The sequence below is a fragment of the Dokdonia sp. MED134 genome (assembly GCF_000152925.2).
Taxonomy (GTDB): domain Bacteria; phylum Bacteroidota; class Bacteroidia; order Flavobacteriales; family Flavobacteriaceae; genus Dokdonia.
In genome coordinates this window covers 152,685-170,279 of sequence record NZ_CP009301.1, presented here as the reverse complement: position 1 = coordinate 170,279, position 17,595 = coordinate 152,685, and the positions used below count along the sequence as shown (strand labels likewise).

General features: G+C 37.3%; 14 protein-coding genes. 7 read left to right on the top strand and 7 right to left on the bottom strand.

Going from position 1 to position 17,595, the window contains the following annotated elements; all coding sequences use genetic code 11:
- The first annotated feature begins 86 nt into the window (after positions 1 to 86).
- The 3 genes from MED134_RS00720 to MED134_RS00710 are packed head-to-tail and all read left to right on the top strand — an operon-like array spanning position 87 to position 4,650.
- Positions 87 to 2,222 (top strand): TonB-dependent receptor domain-containing protein, encoded by a 2,136-nt coding sequence (locus MED134_RS00720; RefSeq protein WP_021779311.1) that lies wholly within the window; start codon positions 87 to 89, stop codon positions 2,220 to 2,222.
- Between the two features lie 2 nt (positions 2,223 to 2,224).
- Positions 2,225 to 2,638, top strand: a complete 414-nt coding sequence (locus MED134_RS00715) for a Fur family transcriptional regulator (protein WP_021779312.1) — start codon at positions 2,225 to 2,227, stop codon at positions 2,636 to 2,638.
- Between the two features lie 44 nt (positions 2,639 to 2,682).
- Positions 2,683 to 4,650 (top strand): heavy metal translocating P-type ATPase, encoded by a 1,968-nt coding sequence (locus tag MED134_RS00710; RefSeq protein WP_021779313.1) that lies wholly within the window; start codon positions 2,683 to 2,685, stop codon positions 4,648 to 4,650.
- A 164-nt stretch (positions 4,651 to 4,814) separates the two neighbouring features.
- Here MED134_RS00710 and MED134_RS00705 read toward each other — a convergent pair whose 3' ends face one another.
- On the bottom strand, positions 4,815 to 5,414 hold the full coding sequence (locus MED134_RS00705) for a DUF6134 family protein (RefSeq protein ID WP_038596755.1): 600 nt from the start codon (positions 5,412 to 5,414) through the stop codon (positions 4,815 to 4,817).
- 119 nt (positions 5,415 to 5,533) lie between these two features.
- Here MED134_RS00705 and MED134_RS00700 point away from each other — a divergent pair, with 119 nt between their 5' ends.
- A complete protein-coding gene (locus MED134_RS00700) occupies positions 5,534 to 6,370 on the top strand; it encodes a universal stress protein (protein WP_021779315.1) in 837 nt (278 codons plus the stop codon).
- Positions 6,371 to 6,380: 10 nt separating this feature from the next.
- On the opposite strand, the gene MED134_RS00695 is transcribed toward MED134_RS00700, so the two are convergent.
- From MED134_RS00695 to MED134_RS00680, 4 genes are all read right to left on the bottom strand, one after another.
- Positions 6,381 to 6,992 (bottom strand): hypothetical protein, encoded by a 612-nt coding sequence (locus MED134_RS00695; RefSeq protein ID WP_021779316.1) that lies wholly within the window; start codon positions 6,990 to 6,992, stop codon positions 6,381 to 6,383.
- Positions 6,993 to 7,061: 69 nt separating this feature from the next.
- Positions 7,062 to 7,679: a MarC family protein gene (locus MED134_RS00690; RefSeq protein ID WP_021779317.1), complete on the bottom strand. Its 618-nt coding sequence runs from the start codon at positions 7,677 to 7,679 to the stop codon at positions 7,062 to 7,064.
- A gap of 279 nt (positions 7,680 to 7,958) precedes the next feature.
- On the bottom strand, positions 7,959 to 8,927 hold the full coding sequence (locus MED134_RS00685; RefSeq protein ID WP_021779318.1) for a type I phosphomannose isomerase catalytic subunit: 969 nt from the start codon (positions 8,925 to 8,927) through the stop codon (positions 7,959 to 7,961).
- 57 nt (positions 8,928 to 8,984) lie between these two features.
- A complete protein-coding gene (locus MED134_RS00680; RefSeq protein ID WP_021779319.1) occupies positions 8,985 to 9,794 on the bottom strand; it encodes a dolichyl-phosphate beta-glucosyltransferase in 810 nt (269 codons plus the stop codon).
- Positions 9,795 to 9,981: 187 nt separating this feature from the next.
- Here MED134_RS00680 and MED134_RS00675 point away from each other — a divergent pair, with 187 nt between their 5' ends.
- The 3 genes from MED134_RS00675 to MED134_RS00665 are packed head-to-tail and all read left to right on the top strand — an operon-like array spanning position 9,982 to position 15,820.
- Entirely contained in the window at positions 9,982 to 13,071 is a 3,090-nt protein-coding gene (locus tag MED134_RS00675) for a membrane protein (RefSeq protein ID WP_038596752.1), read from the top strand.
- 38 nt (positions 13,072 to 13,109) lie between these two features.
- Positions 13,110 to 14,309 carry a hypothetical protein gene (locus MED134_RS00670; RefSeq protein ID WP_148305623.1) on the top strand — a complete coding sequence of 400 codons (1,200 nt, stop codon included), beginning with the start codon at positions 13,110 to 13,112 and terminating at the stop codon, positions 14,307 to 14,309.
- Positions 14,306 to 15,820, top strand: a complete 1,515-nt coding sequence (locus MED134_RS00665) for a glycoside hydrolase family 2 TIM barrel-domain containing protein (protein ID WP_021779322.1) — start codon at positions 14,306 to 14,308, stop codon at positions 15,818 to 15,820. Before MED134_RS00670 ends, MED134_RS00665 begins: the two co-directional genes overlap by 4 nt.
- On the opposite strand, the gene MED134_RS00660 is transcribed toward MED134_RS00665, so the two are convergent.
- Positions 15,821 to 17,023 (bottom strand): glycosyltransferase, encoded by a 1,203-nt coding sequence (locus MED134_RS00660; RefSeq protein WP_021779323.1) that lies wholly within the window; start codon positions 17,021 to 17,023, stop codon positions 15,821 to 15,823.
- Positions 17,024 to 17,063: 40 nt separating this feature from the next.
- Positions 17,064 to 17,363, bottom strand: a complete 300-nt coding sequence (locus MED134_RS00655) for a hypothetical protein (RefSeq protein ID WP_021779324.1) — start codon at positions 17,361 to 17,363, stop codon at positions 17,064 to 17,066.
- Positions 17,364 to 17,595: the final 232 nt, after the last annotated feature.

Here is a 17,595-nt window from a genome sequence, read left to right as displayed (position 1 = left end):
GTCAACATTTTAGTTAATCAAATTTTACATTTAAAATGAATAAAAACCTTTTGAGCACTTTGCTCATATTATTTCTATGCTTTTCAATGAAAGCGCAGACAACGGACCTTCAAATTAGAGTCCTTTCAGAATCTGACAGCGAACCTTTATTAGGTGCAACAGTTTATTTCGAAGAACTTGAAAAAGGTGCAATAACCGATTTTGACGGAATTGCAAAGTTTACGGATATGCCAGAGGGGCAATATCAAATAACAATTTCCTATTTGGGTTTTAAAACCCTAAAAACAAACATTCAAATTCCGAGTGAGTCAGATTTCATTTTTAAACTCGAAGCTGGCGGAAATGAATTGGACGAAGTAGTCCTACAATCTTCAAGAAGTACAAGAACCGTTCGAAAGATACCAACAAGAATAGAATTTATTGGCGCCGAAGAATTGGGCGAAAAGGTCATAATGAATCCAACTAATATTTCAATGGTACTTCGTGAAAGTACGGGAATACAAATGCAACAGACTTCTTTGAGTAGCGCTAATACAAACATCAGAATTCAAGGGCTTGATGGGCGATATACACAGCTTTTGAGAGACGGTTTTCCGCTTTACGGTGGCTTTTCAAGCGGTTTGAGCATTCTGCAAATTCCGCCTTTGGACTTACAGCAGTTTGAAATAATTAAAGGAAGTTCATCAACGCTTTACGGTGGTGGCGCCATTGCAGGTTTGGTAAATATGGTTTCCAAAACGCCTGACGATGAACCAGCATTGGATATTATGCTTACACAAACACAAGCATTGGGAAGTACCGCAAATGTATTTTACAGCAAGCGAAACGAGAAGTTTGGTTTTACACTTTACGGTTCGGGTCATTATCAAAAAGCGTATGACCCAGAAGATGATGGCTTTAGTAACTTGCCCGAAACTACTTCTATTTCATTCAACCCAAAATTATTTTATTATCCTTCTGAAAAAACCACGTTTTGGTTTGGATTTAATGGTACGTATGATGACAGGATAGGTGGCGATATTATAAAAATTGAAAGTGGCCAAAACGGCATTCATCAATATACGGAAGAAAACGTCTCAAAACGATTGAGCAGTCAGGCAGTTTATACAACGCAAATAGATTCGGTGAGTTCCTTGAATATTAAAAATAGTGTTTCCTTTTTTGATCGGGATTTGACAATACCCGATTTTAGTTTTAGAGGACAGCAAATCAATACGTTTTCAGAAATAAACTATCAAAAGTCAGCCAATAGAACCGATTGGATTGTTGGTGCAAACATATATTCATCAGATTTTGATGAAAATGACAGCGCACCATTACAGCGTGATCAGACCGATTTAACATACGGTGCATTCATTAATAATATCTACGATATTGATGATAACTGGATTTTAGAAACTGGACTACGAGCAGATTACAATACAGATTTCGGTTTCTTTCCACTTCCAAGAGTGTCATTGCTGTATAAAAACAATGGCAGATTTTCAAGTAGAATAGGTGGCGGATTGGGCTATAAAATCCCAGATATTTTTACCGAAGAAGCAGAATTCATCAATTTTGAAAATGTACTCGGTATTAATAAAAACGCCATCGACGCCGAAAAATCGTATGGTATTAATCTCGACTTTAATTATCAAACACGATTATTTGATACGTTTGGATTTTCCATCAACCAACTTTTCTACCTGACTGCGATTAATGATGCATTGTTGTTGAATTCAACGGATAACGGGTTCTTTCAGTTTGAAAATGCAACCGATGAAATTTTGAGCAAAGGCGCTGAAACAAACATCAAATTTACCTACAAAGATTTTAGGTGGTTTTTGAACTATGCGTTTATTGACACAAAACTGAATTATCTGGCTGGCAATCCTCAAAAACCATTGACCGCAAAGCATAACGCAGGTAGTGTGCTGATGTACGAATCTGATAAATGGCGCATAGGGTACGAAACATTTTACACCGGAAAGCAGTTTTTATCCAACGGAACCGAGACTACCGATTTTGTAACAATGGGATTGCTCTTGATGCGAAACTTTAAGCATTTAAGTGCTTTTGTGAATTTTGAGAATTTTACAGATAGACGACAAAGCAGGTTTTCGCCCTTGGTTTTACCACCACACCAAGACCCAATTTTTCCCGAAATATACGCACCAACAGACGGTTTTATTTTCAGCGTTGGCATTATTATAAAGCCATTTGGTAACGAAGACAACGATTAAGTATGAAGAGAATAGAACAATTATTGGAAGAAAAAGACATTCGTATAACGGCAATGCGATTGTTGGTTTACAAATTTCTTGCAGAAAACAAGGTGGCAGTTACCTTAAGTGATATTGAGAACGCTTTTGCGAAAGCAGATAGAACCACCTTATACAGAACGGTTAAAACTTTTGAAGAAAAGGCAATTGTGCACCAAATAGACGATGGCACCGGAATAACAAAATATGCCCTCTGCGAAAAAGGGTGCAATTGTGAGATTGAAACCGACTTGCATTTGCATTTTCATTGTAACAATTGTCGCGAAACCGTATGCTTGACGGAACACAAAATCCCACAGATAAAAGTGCCCGATGGTTTTGTTTCAGAGAATGTGAATTTGGTTGTAAAAGGAATTTGCGACAAGTGTAGTGGATAATAAATGCACTTCCATTGCACCCATAATTTTAAGTATTTTACAATATGAAAAAGAAAAAAGTAAACTTACGTGACTTAGAACCGAAAGAACATCAAGGTGAGCACAGTCACGATGATGGCCATAACCATAGCAGCCCTGAAGAAATTTCAAATTTCAGAACCTATCTACCGGCAATTTTCAGCTTTGTGATGCTGATAGCCGGAATTGCTATTGATTACTTTGATGCGTTTCTTTTCTTCAAAGGATGGATTCGCATAGTGTGGTACACGGTAGCCTATATCCCTGTGGGATTCCCTGTAATTAAGGAAGGTTGGAAGAGTGTCAAAAATGGTGATTTCTTTACAGAATTTTTCTTAATGTCCATTGCCACCTTGGGTGCATTTGCCATTGGCGAATATCCCGAAGGTGTTGCCGTAATGCTGTTTTATGCTGTGGGCGAACTCTTCCAAAATGCGGCCGTTAACCGTGCGAAAGGAAATATAAAAGCCTTACTCGATGTAAGACCCAATGAAGCTTTGGTTTATCGTGATGGCGATTATGTTTCAGTAAATCCCGAGACTGTTGAAATTGGCGAAAAGATACAGGTACGTGTAGGCGAAAAAGTTCCGCTTGATGGTATTCTGCTTTCTGAAAAGGGTTCTTTTAATACTGCTGCCTTGACAGGCGAAAGCAAACCTGATACTATTGCTAAAGGCGATACCGTTTTTGCTGGAAGTATTAATCTCGATGGAGTTATTGAAGTTGAAACAACAAAAGAATTTAAGGACAGTTCCATTGCACGTATTCTCGATATGGTGCAAAACGCAACGGCTAGAAAATCAAAAACGGAATTGTTCATTAGAAAATTTGCGCGGATTTATACGCCTATCGTTGTATTCCTTGCCATCGGCCTGACGTTTCTTCCTTACTTTTTTGTAGATGATTATGTGTTTAGAGATTGGTTATATCGTGCATTGATATTCCTCGTGATTTCGTGTCCTTGTGCTTTGGTTATCTCGATACCGCTAGGTTATTTCGGTGGTTTGGGAGCTGCTTCACGTAATGGTATTCTTTTTAAGGGTGCGTCCTTTCTCGATGCAATGACTCAAGTTAATACCGTAGTGATGGATAAGACGGGAACGGTCACTAAAGCAGTATTTAAGATTAAAGAAATTGTTACTGGTTCCGCTTTCGCGAAAGCAGAATTTATGAAATACCTAATGGCAATGGAAGAGCAATCCACGCATCCAATAGCAATAGCCATTATGGAATATAAGGCTGAAGGAGTAGATTATAACGCTACAGACGTTTCTGAAATTGCAGGTAAAGGTTTGAAAGGTAGCGTAAATGGAAAAACAGTCTTAGTTGGGAACAAAGCATTGATGACAGCACATCAGATAGAAGTTCCAGCAGAAACAGACAACATTGTTGAGTCTATAGTTATGGTAGGCATTGATGGCGCATTTGCAGGTTATGTAACAATTGCCGATGAATTGAAAGACGATGCGCATCAAGCGATCAAAGAAATAAGAGCAGCAGGAATCGATAAGATCATTATGCTGTCTGGAGATAAGGATTCTATCACTCAAGAAGTAGCAAAAGAATTAGGCATCGACTGGGCAAAAGGTGGAATGCTTCCAGAAGACAAACTCAATGAGGTGGAAAAATTAAAACAGCAACCAGATACTAAGGTGGCTTTTATAGGTGATGGTATTAATGATGCGCCTGTACTTGCGGCTAGTGATGTAGGAATCGCGATGGGCGGTCTTGGTAGCGATGTGGCTATTGAAACCGCAGATGTTATTATACAAACAGATCAACCCAGTAAAATCTCAAGAGCGATAAAAATAGGCCGTTCTACACGTCGGGTTGTTTGGCAAAATATCATACTTGCCTTTGGCGTGAAAGTTATTGTATTAATATTAGGCGCTGGTGGTCTCGCCACAATGTGGGAAGCAGTCTTTGCAGATGTGGGCGTCGCATTGCTGGCTATTCTCAATGCTGTGCGATTACAGAAAATGAAGTGGGAGTAAACATTACAATCTAATAGTATTTTCAATAAGCATTGATTTTGAGAGTATTAAAGAAATATCACTCTTCAAAAAGTTCGAACTCTGTCCCGTTGAGTTCACAAAAACCTTACAATCAAATGATTGTAAGGTTTTTTTTATTTCTACACATTCTTATAATTGAACTTTTACATCTTAGCCGTGGCTACGAGTTCAAATTGTATAATCCCACCGTCTATACTTGCTTTTATAAGTCTCCCATCTTTATAGAAGTAAAGGTTTTCTCGGCCTTTGGCATTTACCTTTTTATACGAATTATTACCCAGCGCTACTAGTTTATTAATACTTCCATCCTGCTCAGAATAACAGCTTGTTATAGCTGTGGGTTCTTCAAAATATAATTGGATGGTCGTATAAGTAATAGGTTCATTATAGAACTGAGGTCTTTTATTATCGCTAGAGATTATAAAAAGGCTGTCTTGTTTTCTTGTATATGTTTGAGCACGCGGTTTATCATTTACAAAAATATCAACGTCTGAGGTTTGTAGTAGCCCACCCTCAAATAACACCTTATAATTATAGTTTATTTGTGTTTCCCATATAATCGTTGCTGTAATATTTGTGGTGCTCTGGTAAAGAGTTTTGTTGTCATTTATGGTTTTTTCGGCTTTTAAACTCCCTATAACTTTATTGTTATGTATAATATCAAAGTAGCGGTTTTCTAGTTGTGCAACACTTGTAGACCAAGAGTTAACTAGCATACAAATTAGAAAAATATAATAACGCATAGCAATGTATTATGATTTGTAAGGTGTGATACAAATTACCAGTATATATAAGTTTTAAACAATGACCAAAGTCATTTTAGAGTTAATAAGATGGTCATAATTTTGAGAAAAATAAACCTATGAAATCTATACTGCTACCTACCGATTTTTCTAACAATGCACTAAGTGCAATACAGTATGCAATTAAGTTATATGCACAAGAAAATTGCACATTTTATATATTTCACGCGTGGTCTTTCCCTACTGATAGCAACAGAGCAACTATCACCTCACATTATGTAGAAGAGGTGAAGGAAGCTTCAGAAAAAAAATTGTCTGCTTATAAAGATCAAATAGCACAATCACATAAAAACGCACAACATACATTTAGGGCTGTACACACAGATACCTCGCTACTTAATGGCATTGAAGCTAGCATTAACCAACATAACATTGACCTTATTGTAATGGGCACCAAAGGAGCTACAGGAGCAAAAGAGCTTTTTTTTGGGAGTAATACCATTAAGGTTGTCAAAAACACTAAACGATGTGACGTACTTATTATACCAGATAATTATCAATTTGAACCGCTACAGCAAATAGCCTTTCCCACAGATTTTACACGCTCTTTTGATAATGATATTGCTCCTTTAAAAAAAATATCTACACTAGACGATACTACAATTCAAATACTACATATAGGCGATGAGCAGAGTCTACATATAGAACAACTCAACAATTTAAATTCTTTAAAGCGATTATTACACCCTATTGAAACAGATATTAATTATTTAGAAGCAACTGCAAAAAAGAGAATGCTTATAGGATCTTTTATAGAAGATTTTAATATCGATATGCTAGTAATGATTGTATACAAGCATAACTTTATAGAGAACCTTATAAACGAGCCAGTAGTAAGTAAACTAGGGAGTAAGACAGCTGTCCCTTTCTATATAATTAAAAGTAGTAATGAGTAAGTCTATATATTTATCTACTCTTAAATAGTTTTTCTATTGCTTTTATAAACTTGTCTTCTAGGTCATCTAGAGATTTTGGTGCTACAGCTTTTAAGGTAGTTGTAGCAATAGGCTTATCTTCTGAGGTTGTGGCAATATCATATACCGCTGCCTCGATGATATAGGTGACAATTTCTTTTTTATCATATGAAAGATCTTGTGAAGACGAGCTCCCCATTCTTAGTGGTTCTAGGGAGTTCATATAATTATGCAGAGACTTTGATAGTACCGTATCTACAGTCATAGACTTACGTGAGGCAAAAAGAATCTTGTCAATATTTTTTGATTTGCAGTTTACAATAAACTGTTCTATCTCTGTTTGAGTACGCTCTTCCTTATAGACTACATCTGGAAAAACTTCGTGCATTTTGTAAGGAACGATACCTTCTGCCTGCATTATAACAGCCATCTTGTTTTCAAATCTGTTTTGAAGCTCTTTATCTTCAGTATTTCCAAAAATGAGAATACGATCTAGACTTGCCTCCTTAAAAGCGTCAGAAACAGATTGAGAAGGTATCAATTTACTTGATGTACAACTGCTTAAAAAAAGTAGAACAAGTATATAACGTATTGCTATTTTCATAATCTGAGGATTGATTTTATTACTATAATTTACAATATATCTCACAACTCACCTCTATAACGAGCTTACCTATGATAAGTTAAACGAAATTTTAATTCCCTCAATAATCATCCCAGTACCTATTATACCAATGATTAATCCCATAATCTTTCCTATCACAGAGATCACATTATTACCTAAGACTTTTACGATAAAATCGCTCGCACGAAAGGTGATATAAGTTAATAAGCACATTAAACCAAAAATGAAAATCACAAGACCTATTTGCATATAACTCGCATCTGCAACAGAGTTCATAGCAGTAACAATGGTACCCGGTCCCGCGATTATAGGTATAGCTAAAGGTGATATCGCAATATTTTCATCTACATCTACCGTTTTGAGGTGTTTTACACTAGACTTCTTAGACTGAAGTAAATCAAAACCTATAAGAAAAACGAGTATCCCTCCAAAAATTTTAAAAGCTGGAATTGTTATGTGAAATAATTCAAAAATAAACTTACCTAATAGCACAAATAGAGCTACAATAATAAAGGCCACAATCGTTGCTCTCTTATTAATATCCTTTTTCACCTTTTTACTGGCACCATCTGTGAGTGACAAGAAGATTGTCATATTTGATATAGGGTTTGTAATCGCAAAAAAACTGGTAAATACGGTTAAAGAAAAAGTAAGAAGATCTTCCATTATATTGAGATTAGGGTGTACGCAATTTACCATTGCCTACACAATTAGCGGTTAGCTTATGTGGAATAGACTAAAATACTATAAATTATTTTAGATGTAGAGTGTTGTAGTACACTTTCGCGAAAGCGCAAAAATAATCCGCAAACAACGCTACATTGTTGATGCGGATTTATTTATAATCTATTAATTATTCTCCGTTTAATGTAACCTATCTTATGTAACAATAACAACAAAGTACATTATAGGTTTACAAAGATTTCTAAATCATAGATTTGTTGATTAATCAATATACACTTCTAAAAATTTTGCATTCTGAGCAAAAAAATATGCTTCTTCACTTTGTGCTGGTAAGAGAAGTGTTTCTCCCATAGATACTATCTCAGTTTTACCATTTACAGTTACAGATGCACTACCCTCAACACACATAAGGATTACAAATGAATCTAGGTTAGTAAATGATCTTTGAAATGTACTATTTACATTAAAGCTATTTGTCGTAAAGTAATCACAAGCAACAACATTTTGTGATACATTATCTTCTACTTTACATTCTTTCTTACATTCTTCAGTAAACTCCTTAGTTGCTGCAACAGACTGGTCAAGGTGTAAATCTCTTTTTTGACCTTCCTTATCTGTGCGATCCCAGTCATATACTCTATAGGTGATATCTGAGGTTTGCTGTATCTCTGCTGCGAGTACACCTGCTCCTATGGCGTGTATCTTTCCTGCAGGGATAAAATATGCATCGCCTCTTGTTACTTTTTCTTTATTAAATACATCATATACATTATCTCCTGTCACATCACGTAAGATCTCTGTATTTGCATTTTTATCTTTAAGACCTAATATGATCTCTGCTTCTTCTTCGTGATCCATTATGTACCACATTTCTGTTTTACCGTATGAGTTATGATCTCTTTGAGCCATCTCATCATCTGGATGTACTTGAACAGAAAGATTTGTCTTTGCATCTAAAAACTTTATAAGCAGTGGAAACTCATTTCCAAAACGCTCATAATTTGCAGCTCCTACAAAATCACTAGTGTGGTTTTCTAAAAGTGATACTAATGACTCACCTTTGTAATCTCCATTTGCTACTTGTGATATATTACCTTCTACTCCAGATATTTCCCAGCTCTCACCAGTCGTATCGCTAGTACATTTCTTGTTAAGTACCGATTGTAGTTTAGATCCTCCCCAGATTTTTTCTTGAAGGATAGGCTCAAATTTTATAGGATAGATGTTCATAATAGTAGATTTGATGTGGATAAATGATGTTTTATGGGGACTAGGAAACGGTAGTTATTATGCTGCTATAGAAAGTTCTGGCGTCATAGTTTCTAGTGCAAATTCTGTAGGTATAACGTTTGCTGCTGTATTGCTTTGAAAAGCATAGTTGAACCAGATCTGTGTAAGATTCATAGGGATCTGTAAAGCGTCTTTCATTCCTAATTTTGAATCATCTACGTGTACCCATCTCATAAGTGGCTGCTCAAAGATGTTGTTCATCGTGTTTTCTTTACCTAAGTATTTTTTAAGACGTAAGAAGATCTCTACGTCAAATAACCACCTGCTAGTAAAAGCATTATCATATACTGCAGGTACGATGCTTCTTGTAAATACTTTTGCTCCACACTGCGTGTCTCTTATAGGTAATCCTAAGATTAATAAGATAAACTGCTTCACAAATTTTGAAAACATATTTCTCATAAAGTTACGCTCTATCTCACCGCTTCCTAAAGCGTTTCTAGAACCAAAAACTACGAGCTTTCCCTCAGTCTTCAGAGTTTTAACGAGGTCCTTAAAATCTCTGAAGTCTGTAGAAAGATCTGCATCCATAAATCCTATAGTAGAGATAGTAGACTTACTGTATAAGAATCTAGCTCCCGCTCTTACAGCGGTTGCTTTACCTGAGTTCTTTTTTACATCAACAATGCTTATTGCATTAGGCGCTTGTTCTTTCATACTATAAAGAACCTCTAGCGTTTTATCTTTACTTCCATCGTTTACAAAACATAGGTGGTAATCGCGGTTTTCTTTAATGAATTTTACAAATGCTTCTGTGTTAAGTCTCTTTTCTTCGTTGTAGCAAGGGATGATTATTCCAGTTTTCATAATGTGTGTTTTTGTGTGTTGTTATTGTTTTACAAGACAAACATACCTCCAGATTGCAGCTATTTTTTTGAATTTTCGATGGCTGGATTCTTTGTATCGACGGTTACCATTCGTCGAAGGATGAACCATTCATCGAAAGAACTATCTTTGAATCAGAATATTAAAAAGGGTATCTTTTCACTCCCAAATGAAACAGTCTAGAACTAACAAATATTTAGTAAGTGCCGTACTCCTCGGAATGATTTTCCACGGGACGGCTATGTTTTTTACTGTAGAGCGCACTTATGACGCTCTTATACACCTGTTTTTTGCAAATCACTATGCGACTAACTGGTTTGAGCCGTGGAGTTATAGCTGGTATACTGGCTTTACAGTAATGGGATACCCACCACTGGTGCATCAAACTATAGGAGCACTCTCTTATATAGGTGGTCTTAAATTTGGGATGTTTACCGTCGCCCTCACGGGAGTGGTACTATTTATTACTGGAGTGTATCGCTTTACGATGGTGCTTATACCTAATAAAAAGGTCGCTGGTTATGCTGCGGTGCTAGCCGTATTTAGTTCTTCTTTTGTAGAAACGCTCCATATATTTGGGCAACTACCTAGTATTATAGGTATCTCGGTATTAATGCATTGCCTACCGGAGATATATCTCTGGGTAAAAACTGCGCGTAAACGACACCTCTTTAAAGCACTGGCATTACTCTCGGTAACGGTTACTTCACATCACGTGACTCCTATCTTTGGTATGGTTTTCTTCATATTCCCGCTGTTAGGAATGGTGGTAATGGATGCTGCGAGAGAAAAGGTTAATAGTACAAAGGAGGTGACTGTTATCGCTTTCGCGAAAGCGGTATGGACCCACCTAAGACGCATCATCATATTTGGAGGATGTTCCTTGTTTCTTATCATCACGTGCATCTTGCCGTACTGGGTAAATACTAAAAATAATCCCATCACGCAGGTGCCTATACCGCACGGGTCGCGTGACAGCTTTCTTGAAGTACTCTCCTCTGGACTGATGTTCTTTGTGATCCCTTGGGGACTTTTAATGTTCTTACTTCCTTATTTCTTTTATAGATATTATAGCAAGCGCCTTCTATTTTTTGGCATCTCATTTACGTTACTTTTTATTTTGGGTACTGGTGGTACTACACCTATACCGCTAGCAATGCTAGGAGAAAATGCCTTTAATATCCTTACACTAGACCGCTTTACATTATGGGCATCTATAATGGCGCTGCCGGTTTTTGGTGAATTTTGTTATCGTTTTGTAGAGGGAGATTATAAGGACTACTTGCAAGAAAAATGGGGAACGCTGGTGCATAGAGCTTCTGGAGCATTTTTATCACTACTATTTATTTTTATTGCCATTTTTACAATCACCCTAGGAAAATTTAGACCGAGCCAGCCAGATGTAATTAAGATGACGCCTATTGTAAACTTCTTAAATGAAGATGAGCATTATAAATGGCGATACTTGCCACTAGGTTTTGGAGACCAGATGGCTTGGCTCTCTGCACAAACTAAGGCAACCACGGTAGATGGAGATTACCACTCTGCTAGAAGGCTACCAGAGCTTACCACACGAGCGGTAGAGCGTCTGGAAAACTCAAAATATAGAGGTATAGAAGGAATAGGCTCGCTACAGCAGTTTCTTACGGTACCAGAAAAGTATCATTTAAAATATGTGTTTTCTAATGATAAATTTTATGACCCACTACTCTACTTTGCTGGCTGGCACAGATTAAGCTTACTAGAAAACGGTATTATGGTTTGGGAAAAAGCGGGTATTGCTCCCTTACCTAGTGTGCTTCCTAGAGAAGATGCACCGCTAGTTTTAAAACTTATGTGGGGCATCATTCCATTCTCAACAGTAATACTCGCAATACTATTGCATCTAGGTGCCTTGTGGACGCGATCTTTTAATAGAAAAAATGAGCTTCCATTATATTTTGCATTTGCTGCAAAATACAAGCGAGCACCCTCCTTATTATACTGGGCTTCTATTTTATGGACGATTGTTTTACTCATTATAATAGCCTATGCAGGATATCTATTTTATGTAAAAAACACCACACAACTCTCTGCAAGAAATGTGGTCACGGCCTATTATGATGCTGTAGATTTTAAAGAATTTGAGCGTGCGCACTCTTATCTTGATCCAGAGAGTGATAAAAAACTCTCACAGTTTATGCTTGAGATATCAGTCTCAGATGGTCTGTTAAGTTCATATGCAAAGCTAGATAGCTTGCACATAGATATAACACCTAAGACAGACACAACTGCTCAAGGTGTCGTAGATGCTACCTGGATTACACCCCTCAAGGAGATACAAACTCAAGATGAGCTAGAGCTCATTAAAAAGAAGAGCAAGTGGTACATTATACCTCAAAAGGTAGATCCAGATATCCCACCAGAGCAATTGCTCATACAAAGTGGCACTAGGTATTATAATCACGGTAAGCGTGCCGTCACCTCAGAGCAAACCTTTCACGAAGATGTACTTAAACAACCCGTTGTAGAGGTACTCTCTGCGAGACTGGTACAGCTAGACACAACCTATGCTATTGTAGGCGAAATACAGAATGTAGATAATATCCCTGCAGATATCTCTGTGACAGGAGCTTTGTATAATGAAGAAAATGAGGAGCTGGCAAGATTTAATGCAAAAGATGTAGTAAAGCATAAACTACTGCCTAAGGAAACAACGCTATATCGTATAAACTTTGAGGGTATTGCTTGGACATCTGCGCTAGAAGAAAAGCCTACTACCTACGAGCCAGATACATTTACAGAGGTAGATCTTACAGACATCCCAGTAAACTTTGAGGTACAAGTAAGCGCAAACGTAGCAACTACAGATCTTTACCAAGCTGCAGACCTTTTTAATGTCACACAAAAAGACACAACATTAAATGGTTTTCTCTTTAATACAAGTATAGAAGAAGCGACCATACCACAACTACTCATAGGTTACTATAATGAAGACAAAGAGTTGTTATGGGTAGAAAGTAGATATATAGATGAGAGTGTGCGTCAGCAACGCAAACGCCCTTTTTCTGAAATACTTTATAAAGATGCATTACCTACAGAGGTTGCATCTGGACTAGCTACGGCCTCTGTAAATGGACTACCTAACCAGAGTATCTCTGATAAGGTGGTGCCTCAACGCAATGATGCTGGGACTAACCGTACGTTTATACCTGTAGCAGGTATGCCGTATGCATATATCACCATCATCACAAATAACTATGTAGGTAACCCAAAATAATGAAGCGCCACACCCACATATCGCATTTACTTTTATATATGAGTATACTCATATGCTTCGGTATGTCTAGTTGTAAAGAAGAACCTGTTGAAGTAACAGCTACGCCTATAACACTATCTATAAATAACATAGAGGATACTACAGTTACAGAAAAGGGAATCTACATTACCACGATGGGTGACACTGCTATTGCCACAGGACAGGCTTATCTAATTCTCGCTAGTACCTATGCTACGATTGTTATAGAGCCCGAAGCAATTAATAATACATCACAGTTTTATATTCCTCCTAGTTTTACAAAACGTAGTGGTGTAGTAAATTATAGCCTATATCTTAATGATAAGGTTACGCAAGAAGGAAGTTTTAGACTACTGCCCAACCCTATTCAACTAGGCACTGTAGAAACTTATCTTGGGCCACGTAGTATTGTTGCAAATGTGCGTGACTACACGATGCTCGTGAGTATCCCTACAGATACACTAGATAACACGCTGCCAGATAATACAGAAGTGGCTCTCAAGTCGCAGTTTAAATCTAAAATTACAACTACATCTCACGAGCTTACATCTGGCTTTGTGTGGAAACGTATTTATGCTCCACTTAAAACCGGCCGAGTAAGTACGGGAAGTACGATTGAAAATATTTCCTCTAAGGAGTTGGTTGCAGATGTATTTCCAGATGTTGCTCAAGATTTTACTATCACCGCAAGTAGTAATCACAACTATGCAGATGGTAATGAAATCATCACATTTAATAGTTCGCAAATACGCGATGCACACGGTAATGTAATGACAGACGGTACACTCGTTACCTTTTTTATGACGAATGCTACAGGTGCCCACTGGCAGATTACAGCGAGTACTATAAATGGGTACGCTTTCGCGAAAGCGTTACACCCACATTTCCATACCACTTGGAATGTACGAGCAGCAGCGACAGGCATTGCACAGAGCAAAACCATTACTCAAGAGTTTACAGCTATCATAGACAGCATCCCAGCACCACAAATCACCGAAAGAAATCTAACCGTAGGCCCACTTACGAGCTACCTAGGCCAGCTAGTGCAAAATGGAATAGACGTTCAAATTACTGTAAACAATAACACCTACAACGGCTTAACCAAAAATGGATCTACCGTCTTTTATCTTAAAGAAGAAGACTATCCCGCAGGAACATATGATGTAAACATTGAGACCCTAGGACTCGAGGCTACATACAAAATCACAATTACAGATTGAAAACCAATAAAACGCTATATCGTATCTTAATTTTGGCTGGATTTATTCTCATAAATGCAGGTATCCTCTATGGTATAAGTCAGGTGATTGCTTTTTTAAACACTGGGGCAGACAGAAGTAAGATGCTTCACCTAGATGAAACAAAAGAGCGTCACTATGTACCCCAGGTGACGTGGGAGTCTATTGAGAATCCTGGTAGACCTATGGAAGAAGCAAATCTTACAAGCATAGAAGAAGATTATCTAGACGCCTGGTATGTAAAGAATCGAGCTTTTTACACAGGTGAAAATGCTGGAGTTTTTGATCATTTTACAGAGCAAGCCCGCGGAAAGGTTGAGGACTTAATCACCTTAAACAATGAGGAAAACGTATATATAGAAAGTACGACCCTCACCCATCACCTCTCGCTAGAATTTTATAGCGCAGACGGCACACTAGTTGTACTTACAGATCGCAATGTAACAGGTGTAGAACGCGTTTTTAAAAATGAGAAATTTCTAGTAGAGCGCTCTTTTAATGATGATTATAAAATCATACTATTACTAGAAGATGGCTTCTGGAGAGTTCGACATTTTGAAAAAGTAGCCTCACATCCAGTAGATGATGGTGAAAAAGAGACAATCCCGCTTGATCTTGCATTGTTAGAAGGAATTAACTATTACCCACAAGGGAGCCCTTGGGATACCTTTGGTGCTACATTTAGTAAAGATACCCTCACTGCAGATTTTAAAATTATTAATGATCTTAAGCTTAATTCTATAAGAGTCTTTGTGGGGTTTGAGGATTTTGGCAAAGCGCGTGTTCCGCGAGAAAAGCTTGAGAAACTCACATCACTTCTAGATGAAGCGCAAGCAGCAAATCTTAAGGTTGTGGTCACCCTTTTTGACTTTTATGGAGATTATCGCATACAAGACTGGACTATTACAAATGCTCATCTATATAGTATCGTAACACATATAAAAGACCATCCTGCTTTATTAGGATGGGATATAAAAAATGAGCCTAATCTAGATTTTGAAAGTCGTGGGCAACGTGAAGTTTTATCGTGGCTGAGTCAAACGATAGATTATCTCAAGACTATAGATAATACACACCCAGTAACTATAGGCTGGTCTTCGCCAGAGGCCGCATTACATCTAGAAAATAAAGTAGACCTTGTCTCTTATCATTATTACAAAGACCTCAAGGATTTAGATGCTGCTCACAAATCAATTACAGATGTAACTAGTAAGCCTGTGGTTTTACAAGAATTTGGTCTTGCCGCTTATCACGGTTTATGGAATCCTATAGGTCCAGATGAAGAAGACCAAGCGGCATATTATACCGAGTTTTATAAAACCCAGAAAAGAGATAGTATACACTATCTCTCTTGGACACTTTATGATTTTAGGGATATACCGAGTGAAGTGGCTGGTAGATTACCGTGGCGAAAGAACAAACAGGCTTTTTTTGGAATTATTAATACACTTGGGGTGAAAGACGATGCCTATTTGGTCATTAAGAACCGGTAATTATGCTGCCATTAATGTGGTGTTTTTTGTTCTTCTTGATGTGCCATTAAAAACATCTATATACATTTGAGCAATACGGCTCATAGGTAATGCAGTTGCTGCTTGATAATTTGCCTTTGCTATTTCTGTTCTGTAAGCGTCGTTTGTTACAAGGTTTTGGATTCCTGTAGCTAGGCTATGTAAACTCTCTGGGTTAAAAAACTCACCTCTGTATCCTTCTTCTTTTACAAGAATACCTAGATCTCCTAAGTCTGGCATTACTACTGCCTTACCATAACTTCCAGCCTGGTGTAATACTCCTGAGCTTCCGGTAGTAGATGTATATGGAAAAACAACCATCGCACTTTCTGAAAAGATTACAGGTACATCTTCTTCTTCTACATAACCTGTAAATGTAAGATTAGGAACGTGTTTATATACTTCTTGAACTTCTGCTAGATATCCTGGTGTATTAGGACTATCTGTACCAGCAATTACGATCTCAAGATCACGACCAGTTTGCTCTCTTACGATTTGAACAGCTTCTATAAGTATCTCTACTTTCTTGTAGGTTCCAAATTTTCCGAAGGTCATTATTTTTAAAGGACCTGGTGCTACATCATAAGATGGCTCTTCTGGAATCTCAAAGGTACCGTGAGGGATCAGTACACAATTTTTTGCGTTATACTTCTCTTCTAATATGTCTACATATTTACTGATGGTAAGCGCCACAGTATCTGCTTTAAGTACCACACGAGTAAGCATCTCGCCTATGAAGTTATATGCTTTAATTTTTAATTTATTACTTGTAAAACCTGCACTATCAAGATCTACAGTTTCCATTATATTGTGAAGTAATACCGTTGTTTTTACTCCCATCATTTTTGAAACCCAAGGAGAAAACAATCCTAGCGCTGCAGCTACCTTCTTATCTCCAAACTTCATAAACTGTAGGTTATAAAGTACCGCATCTGGTTGCGTTGCTCTTACGGCTTTTGCGATAGAGAATACATTTTTTAAGCTGTTGAATTTCCAACATTGCTTTACTGTAATCTCACATCCATCTTCTTCAAAAGTGATATCTGCTTGGTCTGGAGTTACATCTGTAAGAAGTACCAGTTCTGTTACTTCTTGGTTTTGACGAAAGTGCTTTACTAAGTGGTATGCATATTCGTTTAAAGTTACTTTGCTCGGTGGATAGGCCGTTACGATTGCTAGTTTCATAATATATAGATTTGATGTTGTTATAGTAATTTGTGTTGTATTATGCTGCTGCCTGGTAAAAGTTAGCCTGATTATTAATTTGCGCATATAATTCGGCAACTGCTGGCTCTGGATAGCTGAAAAATTTAAGTGATTTTTCTTCTGAGATTTCGGCTTGTAAGCTTTCTAAAACTCTTACTAGTTTCTTTGCTCCTTTTTTAACCTCACATAAATTTATGATGACATTATCTTCTACAGATAATAGTGCTTTAAAGTATCCTTTTACTTCTTGTACGTGTGTATTTGATACTTTTCCTTTGATACAAGTTACTCCGTAAATGTTGTTTATTTCTAGTGCCATAATATTTGTTTTTAAGTAGTTATGTTTTTTTGATAGTACAAATATGGGGCTTTGTTTTCGCGAAAGCGGACGAAAAACGTTTACTCGACCGTTAGTATAGACGAATGGTATTTGACCTTCGATAAACGATTTTTGACTTTCTTACAATTACAGCTTACATAGGCTAAGTCACTATACTGCAGCTACTAAAATTAGATATCACCAGATAGAGATTTGATATAGATAAGGAGTA